Raw genomic sequence first — 9,259 nt, 5'->3', positions numbered from 1 at the left:
CAACACCGTCTTCGACAGCTACGATAAAATCCTCGACCAATGCGCCGCAGCCTGGTACTTCTTCGCGAACGAACCGGCAGCGATAACCTCGATCATGTCCAGAGACTGGGCAACGGTCAATATCTAGGGCCGTTGGTATCAGTCCTTCCCCGCGCCCGGTTCCGCCGCCAAAGCCTCAATCTGCCCGCGCAACGGCTCCAGATTATAGCCATATTTCGCCGGGGTGCTGATCAGATCATCGGTCGATTTCTGTCCCGCATTCATCAGCGCCCAAACCACAGAACAGCGGTTCCCTGAGGCACAATAAGCAAACACCGGCCCCGAAGCCTCGGCCATCACTTGTCGTTGTAGACGGACATTTTCCATCGTCAGCGCCCCCCCAATCACCGGGTTGGCGATGAAGGCCAGCCCCAAAGCCTCCGCCGCCGCCTTCATATGCGGGGTATGAAGATGGGCCGGGATTTCCCCGTCGGGGCGGTTGTCGATTACGGTGGCAAAGCCAGCCGCCTTGATCGCGGGCAGATCGGAAAGCTCGATCTGCGGCGAGACGGCATAGGTCGGGGTCAGGGCGCGAATGTCCATTTTGCTCCTCGGGCTCGTGGCTGGGGCGGCGGCGTCAAGACGCGCGCGCAGGGCGGGTGCAGCGATCATACCGCCCAGCATCGCCAATAGAAAGACCAGACCGCCCACACCACCAAAACTGATCGACGCCAGCGCTGGGCCGGGACAAAGCCCCGCCAGCGCCCAGCCCATACCGAACAGGATCGAACCAAGAATGAGGCTGCGGTCGAGTTCGCGGCTGGGGGCCGCGGGCAGGGCAAGGCCAAGATAGGAAAGATCCCTCCGCGCCGCCACCCGCCATGCAACGGCCATTGGCAATATCGCGCCGCCCAGCACGAACGCCAGTGTCGGGTCCCACGCGCCGAACACATCCAGCCAGCCCTGCACGCGTCGCGTATCGGTCATCCCCGAAATCCGCAGACCCGCCCCGAACAGGCCCCCCGACAGCAAAGCAAATCCCAAGCCCCGCATCAGATTACTTCAATCAGTTGGCGCAGCAGCACCATGGTCAGCCCTCCCGCCAGCAGATAAAGCAGCGTCGCGACGATCCCGCGCAGCGACAGCCGCGAGATTCCGCACACGCCGTGACCCGAGGTGCAGCCATTGGCAAGCCTTGTGCCGATGCCAACCAGCACCCCGGCAAGCACGATCACCAGCCAGTTGCCGGTCAGATGGGTCTCCCCGCCGATCAACAGCGACAAGACGTAAGGCACACCGATCAGCCCGGCCAGAAAAACCAGCCGCTCGGCCCAGTTGCTCCAACCCGAGCGATCCACCAACTCGCCAATGATGCCCGAAGCCCCCATCACCCGGCCATTGAACAGCAGATAGGCCGCCGCGGCCCCGCCGATCATCAGGCCGCCGACAAATCCCCAAAACCAATCCAGCATCACTGTCCTTTTGCCGTAAATTCAAAGGCCATTCAGCGGCACTTTCAGGTAAGACAGGCCATTGTCCTCAGGCTCGGGCATCTGACCCGCGCGCATGTTGATTTGCAACGAGGGGATGATCAGGCGGGGCATCGCAAGGCTGGCGTCGCGCTTTTCGCGCAGGGCGACAAAATCATCCCGGTTGCGGCCAGCACCCACATGCACGTTCAGCGCTTTTTGCGCGCCGACGGTGGACTCCCACGCAAATTCCTCCCGCCCCGGTGCTTTGTAATCGTGGCCGACAAAAATCCGGGTGGTATCGGGCAAAGTCAGAATACGCTGCACGGAATCGAACATCACCGCAGCCGAGCCACCGGGGAAATCGCAGCGCGCGGTGCCAAAATCCGGCATGAACAGGGTGTCGCCAACAAAGGCCGCATCGCCCGCCACATAGCTCAGACAGGCGGGGGTGTGGCCGGGGGTGTGCATCACGTCGACGCGCATCTGGCCGATCATCAGACTGTCACCGTCCCGAAACAGCCAGTCAAACTGGCTGCCGTCGCGGGCAAATCGGGTACCCTCGTTGAAAACTTTTCCGAAGGTTTCCTGCACCACGGTGATCTGATCGCCAATGCCGATCTGACCGCCCAACGCCTCTTGAATATAGGGCGCGGCGGACAGGTGGTCGGCATGGACATGGGTTTCTAAAACCCATTGCAGATCAAGCCCTTCGGCGCGGATATAGGCGATCACCGCATCGGCGGACCGCGTGTCGGTGCGGCCTGAGGCATATTCGAAATCCAACACCGAATCGATCACCGCACAGGCGCTGCCGTTCGGTTCGTGCAACAGATAGGTGATGGTGTTGGTGGCTTCATCGAAAAAAGCGTGAACGTCGGGATGCATCGTGGCCTCCTTTGGCTTCAGGCAACAGGATAAGTCACGTCTGCCAGCATCGCAATGTCCGAATAATTTTGATTTGCCTGTGTTGACCTGCATCAAGGACGATATGTGCCTTTGGCATAGAATAGGCGCAGTCAGGAAAGGACAGCGCATGATCTCAACCACTGACCGCAAGGCGCAGATGCAACAGCGTTTGGCTGCTTTGAAAAGCCGATTGAGTGAAATTTCCACCGAACTTGTGGTCGAACGTTCGCCCGATTGGGAAGATCTTGCCACCGAGCGCGAGAGCGATGAGGTACTGGAAGGTATGGGCAACGCCGGATTGCTGGAAATCCGGAGGATTGAGGCCGCATTGGCGCGGATCGAGGCTGGAGATTACGGAATTTGCGCCACCTGCGGCCAAGACATTGAGCCTGAGCGGTTGGATGTGCTGCCTGACACGCCGTTCTGCCGCAGCTGTGCACCTTAGGAGGAAATGTTATGCCGAAGAACAATCCAATGACCGAGATGACGGGCGAAATACTGGCGGCTACGCTGTCCGCGCAGGCGGTAGGGATGGACCTGTTGCTTGCTGAAATGCGGGCGCTGAGTGAAGTGCTGCCGGGAGCATTGGGGCAGATGCCTGCGCTGCCCGAGCATATCGAGGCGACTGAGGAAGCCGATTTCGATAACATGCCGGTTTGAACTCTGCCCACCTGAGCCCAGCCCGTCTGAACGCTGCCAATCTGCAAGAAACGGTCTGAAATCGCGCAGGCCTGCCGCTTGGTGCGGTCTGGGATTGCCAATGCCCGCGCGCGGTCGCTTAATACGCAACGGGTTGGTGGAGCGGGTGGTATGGACGGCAAGGCCTTGACGGATGCGGTGCGTGTGGAGCGTAAAGGGGCTGTTTTGCTGCTGATTCTGGCGCATCGCCCGGTGAACATGCTGTCGCAGCATCTCCGCGCCACGCTTTCGGCAGCATTATCTGCGGTCGCGGACAGTGATCTGCGCGCAGTGGTGATTTGTTCCGATTTGGCGGCATTTTCAGCTGGGGCAGATGTGTCCGAATTGGGAAAAGCCAGCGCCGCGCCGGGATTGTCGGCGCTTTGCCAGCAGATTGAGGATTTCCCTAAGCCTATAATCGCTGTCTTGAACGGTAGCACGTTGGGGCCGGGATTGGAATTGGCTTTGGCAGCACACGGTCGGGTGGCGAGCCCTGCGGCGCAGCTTGGTCTGCCCGAGATCGGGCTGGGAATGGTGCCCGAAGCCGGGGCGACGCAGCGCTTGCCGCGTCTGGTGGGGGCTGCTTCGGCGTTGAAATTAATGCTTGAGCCTGCGCCGCTGACCGCCGCGCAAGCGCTCGCCATCGGTCTGCTGGATCAGGTGGTTGAGGGCGATCTGCGGGCTCAGGCTTGCGCGTTTGCCGAAACTATGGCGGCGGCGTTGAACGGGGCGGCACCGCTAAAAACCTCGGACCGACGCGACGGCTTGCGTGATGGCCGCGCCTATCAGGCGGCGATTGCGGCGGCACGGGCGCGCTTTGCCGGTTCGCCCTTGCCGGCACCCTTGCGGTTGATTGACTGTGTCGAGGCAGCGCAGCTTTTGCCATTGGAACAAGGGCTCGCCTTTGAGGCAGCGGCCTACACAGCTTTGATACACACCCCCGAAGCGCAGGGGCTGCGCCATGCGTTTTATGCCGATCGGCGGGCGACATTCCCACCCGCAGCATTGGCCAGTTTCGGGGCGGGCAAGCTGGCCAGCCTTGCGGTTTGGGGGGCTGCAGAGCCTGCGGCAGAGCTGGTGGGCCAAGCTTTGGCGGCTGGGCTGCGGGTCAGTCTGATCGACCCTTCGCGTGAGGCGCTGGTTGCAGCGCTGCAGAAAATCGCGTCGCGGCAAGAGGCGGCGGTGCGCGAGGGGCGGCTGACGGCTGAAGCGCGCGATGCCGATTGGGCGCGGCTGAGCACGGCATCGGCGGCGATCGGAGGGGTTGATCTTGTGCTGAACAACGCGGGTGTACTGCCGCCGCTGGAAGACCCCGCTGTGCCAGTCATCGCGCTGGGAGCTTTGCCCGCGCGGGGGGCAGGCACGCGGGTAGGCATCAGCGGGGCGCTGGCGGCGGGTCTGGTGGCCGAACTCGCGGCGGGGGCGGATGCTCCGGTGGCGGTGCAGGCGATGGGCTTGGCGCTGGGGCGCAGGCTCGGTTGGAAGCTGGTGTTCACCGGGCCGGGCGGGCCGATAGACCGCCGCCTGCGCGCGGCCTTGTCTGCGTCCATCGCACAGCTGGAAGCCGAGGGGCTGGCGCGGCCAGTGATTGCGGCGGCGCTGGGGTCTTTCGGGATCGGGGTGAGTGCGCGCGGCCCCTTGCCTGCGCCACCGCCTGAGGCAAAGCGAGTATTGGATGCCTGTCTGGCCGCCTTGGCCAATCAGGCGGCGCGGCTGATCAGCGAAGGGGTCGCGCGCAGGCCGCTGGATGTGGATGCGGCGGCGGTGCTGCATGGGATGTTCCCGCGCTGGCAGGGCGGGCCGCTGTTTCAGGCCGACAAACGCGGGTTGCTGGTGCTGCGGGCCGATCTTAAGCGCCGCGCCGAGGCAGCACCGCAGATTTACGCCCCGGATGTGCTGTTCGATCGGTTGATCGCCGATGGCCGCGACTTTGCATCGCTCAACGGCTCGGATTAGGCCAGAATAACCCCGACGACGACTAAGATCAGCCCCAGAAACGACACCGCCAGCGCACCCATGTTCCACGCCACCACGCGCTGCATCGCGACCCGCGCCTGATCATCGGCCAAAGCCTGCCGCTTGATGCCCAGCACCAGCCTGATGCACCATGCCAGCCCGCCGATGCCCAGCAGGGTCAGCGCCGTCCCGATCCAGATCACGATATACATCTCTGCCTCCCTGAAAACCTGCGCCTGCGGTAACGCCGTTGGCAAAGCCTTGCAAGCCTTCGCGGCGTACGCTTGATCCTGCAAGCCCCACCCTATAGGAGCAACTAAACCCAAAGCAAAAGAGCACCCGCGATGAATGATGTAACTGCCGCCTATACCGTGACCGCCGACGAACTGCGCCAGTTCATCGAGCGCGCCGAGCAACTCGCGTCCGAGAAAAAAGACGTGGCCGAGCAGGAAAAAGAGCTGTTCGCCGAGGCAAAGGGCCGGGGTTATGACACCAAAGTCATGCGCAAGGTGATCGCTTTGCGCAAACGCAAGCCCGATGAGATCGCCGAAGAAGAAGCGATCATCGAGATGTACAAATCCGCTTTGGGGATGCAATAACCGCGACCACAGACGGTCAGTTTGAAAAATAACCGGGTTGCGTATTGGCGCTGCCCGTTTTTTTTGGCAACAATTCCCACAAAATTCGCAAAAACTTAGTTAAAAATGTCATTTTCTGCGCGCAAATATCCCCTTGGGTTTTTGGGGTGATGAGACACTCAGGCGACCCCCAAGCGGGGCACCCAACGTCACGGCGTGATGAAATCCACCCCCGGCATATGGGTGATGCGATAGACGTCTTCCTCATAGAGCCGGGTCAGCTCGGCCACGGTTGCCTCGGTCCAGCCGGGCATTTCGACCTCGGTGGCGATGCGATCGGGCAGGGCGAATTTATCCAGAAAAGCCGACACAATCTTGCGCCATTGCATCACCGATCCGGGCGGATGGCTTTCAAGATAGCTTTGCAGCCGGGTCAGGCCCTCGCCCGACATCAGCGTCGCCAGCAGGTCATCCTCGCCTTCCAGCACCACATCATCGGGCAGCCCTGCAACGGTGCGCAGCACCTCGGGCCAAATCAGCGGCGTGTCTTCATCACACCAAATCGTCAGCGCCACGCCGGGGTTGCGCGTCAAAATCCGCTGCACCACTTGTGACCAGTGTAACTGGAAGATATCTGCCTTGCCGATGAATTCGGCATAGGTTTTGTTCGGTAGTTTTTTCAACAAAGCCGGCAGGAAAGTCGCAGGGTTGCGAATGGCCAGATGGAACTCTGCCTCAATTTCAGGGAAAATCTGGCTGAAGGCGCGCACCCGTTCGCCCGCGGCCGGATAAAGCGTGCCATCAAGCGCCCAAGGTGCCAGCGACAGAAAGCTGTCCCAAGACAAAACCATGCGGTCGGCGACATCCTCTTCCATGATCTTATCAAGGATCAGCGCCTGCGTGTCGCGGCTTGCCGTATTGCCTTTCAGTTGAATGGCGGTGTCGCGCAAAAGGTTGCGGTAGCGTTTCGGTCCCGGCACGACGATGCCATGCTCGGCCAACACCTCCCGGTTTTTTAAAAGACATTTTAACAGCCGCTCTTCATCGGTGAAGTGCGCGCCAAGGTGATAGACGATCCGCATCGGAGGGTGGCCTGCCTGCTTGTTCTCGTTGGCGCAACTATAGTCGGTTTTCTTTACAGGGAAACAGCTTTCCGTTATCTGACGCGGATGATGCCTTTGCAAAACAGTCAGAAATCCCGCCTCCGCCCGCACTGGCTGCAGATCAAAGCGCTGCGGTTTGATATTTGGTCGCTGGGTGCGGTGCTGGTTGGTGGCATCGTGCTGGTGCCGATGCTGGCGGTGGTGTGGATCGCGTTTCATCCAACGGAAAACATCTGGCCGCATCTGCTGTCCACCGTTTTGCCGCGCTATTTCACCGCCACATTGCGGATGATGCTGGGTGTGGGCCTGCTGTCGGCAGCAATGGGGGCAGGGGCGGCTTGGCTGGTGGTGATGTACCGCTTTCCGGGCAGCCGCAGTTTGGATTACGCGCTGCTGTTTCCGATGGCGATCCCGGCCTATGTCGGGGCCTATGCGCTGGTGGATTTTCTGGATTATGCCGGGCCGTTGCAGACCGCCTTGCGGGTGAGTTTTGGTTTGCGTGACGCCCGCGATTACTGGTTTCCCGAGATCAACTCTGAACCTGCCGCCATTCTGGTACTTTCAGCGGCGCTATATCCCTATGTCTATCTGATGACTCGTGCCGCCCTGCGCGAGCAATCGGGGGCGAGCTATGAAGTGGCGCGATCCTTGGGTCTGGGGAGTTGGGGGATGTTCTGGCGGCTGGGCCTGCCACTGGTGCGCCCAGCGATAGCCGCAGGCGTTGCCTTGACGATGATGGAGACGGTGGCCGATTTCGGCACAGTGTCGACTTTTGGTGTGCAGACGCTGACGACAGGGGTGTTTTCAACCTGGCTGAACGGCGGCAATGCCGGCGGGGCGGCGCAGATCGCGGGGGTAATCTTGTCGCTGGTCCTGGTGCTTTTGAGCATCGAATATGTCAGCCGACGGAACGCCCGCTTTCACCGACCATCGCGCGCCAGTCGCCCGGTGACACCGATCCAGTTGCGGGGGGCCTGGGCTTGGGTTGCTACGGGGCTTTGTGCGGTGCCATTCCTGTTGGGCTTTGCGCTGCCGACGGCGGTGATGCTGGGCCATGCGCTTGCCAAGCCACAGATGTGGCTGGCGCCGGGGCTGCTGCAGGCGGCGCTAAACACGGTGATCGTGGGCGGCATTGCGGCGATGCTGACGGTGTCGGCTGCGTTGTTTTTGGTCTATGGCGTGCGGATGGCGGGGCGCAGCCTTGCGCGCGCCGTGCTGCCGCTGACCACTTTGGGCTATGCGATGCCGGGGGCCGTGCTGGCTGTCGGCCTGCTGGTGCCGCTGGCAGCGCTTGATCACCGTGTGGCCGATCTGGTGCTGGCCCTGACCGGTCACGACCCTGGCCTGATGCTGACCGGGACGGCTGCGGCGATTGTGCTGGCCTATCTGGTGCGGTTTTTTGGCATTGCGCAGGGGGCAGTGGATTCGGCCTTTGGGCGCATATCACCGTCACTGCCGATGGCCGCGCGCAGTTTGGGGCGTGGGATTGGCGGGACTTTGCGCGATGTCTATCTGCCGTTGATGCGGGGTTCGGTGTTAACCGCCCTGCTGTTAGTCTTTGTCGAATGTGTCAAGGAACTGCCCGCAACCTTGCTGCTGCGCCCGTTTAATTTCAACACCTTAGCCACGCGCGTCTATGAACTCGCCAGCCTGGAGCGCATTGGTGAAGCCGCCCCCGCCGCCCTGATCGTCACCGTCATGGGCCTTGCGGCGGTGGCCTTGCTGGTCCGCGCCACAAGATAGCATATCCCAAGTAACCCCCTTGCGCCTGACCGCGCCTGCCGATATTTGAAGAAGACTGCCCTTATAGCTCAGCTGGTAGAGCACCTGATTTGTAATCAGGGGGTCTCGGGTTCGAATCCTGATGGGGGCACCAACAAAATCAACGACTTATGCGGTATTGAGTGTAATAGTTTACACATGGAGTGGTGAACGGTTTACAGTTTCGTTGCTGTTCTGTGCTTTTCAAGCTTGGAAATTGCCGATTCCCCTAGCCCCCGGTCGCGGCTAAAATAGTGCTTGTCTAGGATGGTTTCCGCATCCTTGAGGCTATGCCCAGTGATCGTGACAATCTCTGGCACCGAACAGCCCGCAGCTGCTAGGCGCGCAACGGCAGTGCCACGGAAGTCATGAAACGTTAGGCCGATTACCCCGGCTGCGTCACGCGCTTTGCCAAAACTGGTCTTGAACCCGTCGCTCGTCCACGGCTTACCCCGCGTGGTTGCGCAGATCGTCACGGCAGAGCTGCGCTTCACTTTGGCCGCGTCCAGCATCACCCGCAAATCAGCGGCAACGGGAACGGTCAAGTAGCGCCCGGTCTTAGATTGCTTCAGCCGCAGAAACTCACCGTCATATGCCGACCATGTCAGCGCGAGAATATCCCCCTGCCTCTGTCCGGTCCAAATTGAGATATGACACGGCAAAGAGACGGCCCCAGAGGCTTGGGTGTGAATAGCCCCTAGTTTCCTAGACGCCTTGCAGTTTCAGTTTCTGCTGCTGTTCGAATGCGATCGGTTACAGCATGCCGTTCCTAACGTGTTTGCGCTGCGGGTTGTAGAAGAACTCGATGTAATCGAACACGTCTTGG

The 9,259-nt window shown here is 61.0% G+C and carries 11 protein-coding genes, 1 tRNA gene and 1 pseudogene; 6 read left to right on the top strand and 7 right to left on the bottom strand.

Features of this window, described 5'->3' with window-relative positions; genetic code table 11:
- Positions 1–138: 138 nt before the first annotated feature.
- The 4 genes and pseudogenes from Q7V03_RS19980 to Q7V03_RS19965 all read right to left on the bottom strand — a co-directional run bounded on the left by Q7V03_RS19980 (position 139) and on the right by Q7V03_RS19965 (position 2,336).
- Positions 139–582, bottom strand: coding sequence for a TIGR01244 family sulfur transferase (locus Q7V03_RS19980; protein WP_304927346.1), 444 nt, complete (start codon positions 580–582; stop codon positions 139–141).
- 18 nt (positions 583–600) lie between these two features.
- Positions 601–1,032, bottom strand: a pseudogene (locus tag Q7V03_RS19975) (DUF6691 family protein); the annotation flags it as partial.
- On the bottom strand, positions 1,032–1,454 hold the full coding sequence (locus Q7V03_RS19970; protein ID WP_304927344.1) for a YeeE/YedE family protein: 423 nt from the start codon (positions 1,452–1,454) through the stop codon (positions 1,032–1,034). The pseudogene Q7V03_RS19975 and the gene Q7V03_RS19970, both read right to left, overlap by 1 nt.
- Before the next feature lie 18 nt (positions 1,455–1,472).
- Complete coding sequence (locus Q7V03_RS19965; RefSeq protein WP_304927343.1) at positions 1,473–2,336, bottom strand: MBL fold metallo-hydrolase; 864 nt, start codon at positions 2,334–2,336, stop codon at positions 1,473–1,475.
- Positions 2,337–2,484: 148 nt separating this feature from the next.
- On the opposite strand from Q7V03_RS19965, the gene Q7V03_RS19960 reads away from it, so the two are divergent.
- The 3 genes from Q7V03_RS19960 to Q7V03_RS19950 all read left to right on the top strand — a co-directional run bounded on the left by Q7V03_RS19960 (position 2,485) and on the right by Q7V03_RS19950 (position 4,991).
- On the top strand, positions 2,485–2,802 hold the full coding sequence (locus Q7V03_RS19960) for a TraR/DksA C4-type zinc finger protein (RefSeq protein WP_304927342.1): 318 nt from the start codon (positions 2,485–2,487) through the stop codon (positions 2,800–2,802).
- An 11-nt stretch (positions 2,803–2,813) separates the two neighbouring features.
- On the top strand, positions 2,814–3,017 hold the full coding sequence (locus Q7V03_RS19955; RefSeq protein WP_304927341.1) for a hypothetical protein: 204 nt from the start codon (positions 2,814–2,816) through the stop codon (positions 3,015–3,017).
- Between the two features lie 150 nt (positions 3,018–3,167).
- A complete protein-coding gene (locus Q7V03_RS19950) occupies positions 3,168–4,991 on the top strand; it encodes an enoyl-CoA hydratase-related protein (protein WP_304927340.1) in 1,824 nt (607 codons plus the stop codon).
- On the opposite strand, the gene Q7V03_RS19945 is transcribed toward Q7V03_RS19950, so the two are convergent.
- Positions 4,988–5,203: a hypothetical protein gene (locus Q7V03_RS19945; RefSeq protein ID WP_304927339.1), complete on the bottom strand. Its 216-nt coding sequence runs from the start codon at positions 5,201–5,203 to the stop codon at positions 4,988–4,990. The two genes, Q7V03_RS19950 and Q7V03_RS19945, sit on opposite strands and share 4 nt — an antisense overlap.
- 132 nt (positions 5,204–5,335) lie before the next feature.
- Here Q7V03_RS19945 and Q7V03_RS19940 point away from each other — a divergent pair, with 132 nt between their 5' ends.
- The gene (locus tag Q7V03_RS19940; RefSeq protein WP_054004785.1) at positions 5,336–5,590 is read left to right on the top strand and encodes a DUF2312 domain-containing protein; all 255 of its coding nucleotides are present in this window, start codon (positions 5,336–5,338) and stop codon (positions 5,588–5,590) included.
- A 188-nt stretch (positions 5,591–5,778) separates the two neighbouring features.
- Here Q7V03_RS19940 and Q7V03_RS19935 read toward each other — a convergent pair whose 3' ends face one another.
- A complete protein-coding gene (locus tag Q7V03_RS19935) occupies positions 5,779–6,651 on the bottom strand; it encodes a hypothetical protein (protein ID WP_304927338.1) in 873 nt (290 codons plus the stop codon).
- A gap of 90 nt (positions 6,652–6,741) precedes the next feature.
- On the opposite strand from Q7V03_RS19935, the gene Q7V03_RS19930 reads away from it, so the two are divergent.
- Complete coding sequence (locus Q7V03_RS19930) at positions 6,742–8,415, top strand: ABC transporter permease (RefSeq protein ID WP_370651178.1); 1,674 nt, start codon at positions 6,742–6,744, stop codon at positions 8,413–8,415.
- 57 nt (positions 8,416–8,472) lie between these two features.
- Positions 8,473–8,548, top strand: a tRNA-Thr gene (locus Q7V03_RS19925).
- A gap of 61 nt (positions 8,549–8,609) precedes the next feature.
- Here the strand turns inward: Q7V03_RS19925 and Q7V03_RS19920 are convergent.
- Positions 8,610–9,095, bottom strand: coding sequence for a tyrosine-type recombinase/integrase (locus Q7V03_RS19920; protein WP_304927337.1), 486 nt, complete (start codon positions 9,093–9,095; stop codon positions 8,610–8,612).
- Positions 9,096–9,259 lie beyond the last annotated feature (164 nt).

Source organism: Cypionkella sp. (assembly GCF_030652235.1).
Classification (GTDB): Bacteria; Pseudomonadota; Alphaproteobacteria; order Rhodobacterales; family Rhodobacteraceae; genus Cypionkella.
Note: the sequence above shows the minus strand (reverse complement) of the source record. Positions and strands in the feature narration are given on the sequence as shown.

Excerpts from the sequence above, each read along its gene's own strand:
- Q7V03_RS19980 (WP_304927346.1), bottom strand. The coding sequence starts at position 582 with ATGGACATTCGCGCCCTGACCCCGACCTATGCCGTCTCGCCGCAGATC.
- Q7V03_RS19965 (WP_304927343.1), bottom strand. The coding sequence starts at position 2,336 with ATGCATCCCGACGTTCACGCTTTTTTCGATGAAGCCACCAACACCATC.
- Q7V03_RS19960 (WP_304927342.1), top strand. The coding sequence starts at position 2,485 with ATGATCTCAACCACTGACCGCAAGGCGCAGATGCAACAGCGTTTGGCT.
- Q7V03_RS19955 (WP_304927341.1), top strand. The coding sequence starts at position 2,814 with ATGCCGAAGAACAATCCAATGACCGAGATGACGGGCGAAATACTGGCG.
- Q7V03_RS19950 (WP_304927340.1), top strand. The coding sequence starts at position 3,168 with ATGGACGGCAAGGCCTTGACGGATGCGGTGCGTGTGGAGCGTAAAGGG.
- Q7V03_RS19945 (WP_304927339.1), bottom strand. The coding sequence starts at position 5,203 with ATGTATATCGTGATCTGGATCGGGACGGCGCTGACCCTGCTGGGCATC.
- Q7V03_RS19940 (WP_054004785.1), top strand. The coding sequence starts at position 5,336 with ATGAATGATGTAACTGCCGCCTATACCGTGACCGCCGACGAACTGCGC.
- Q7V03_RS19935 (WP_304927338.1), bottom strand. The coding sequence starts at position 6,651 with ATGCGGATCGTCTATCACCTTGGCGCGCACTTCACCGATGAAGAGCGG.
- Q7V03_RS19930 (WP_370651178.1), top strand. The coding sequence starts at position 6,742 with ATGCCTTTGCAAAACAGTCAGAAATCCCGCCTCCGCCCGCACTGGCTG.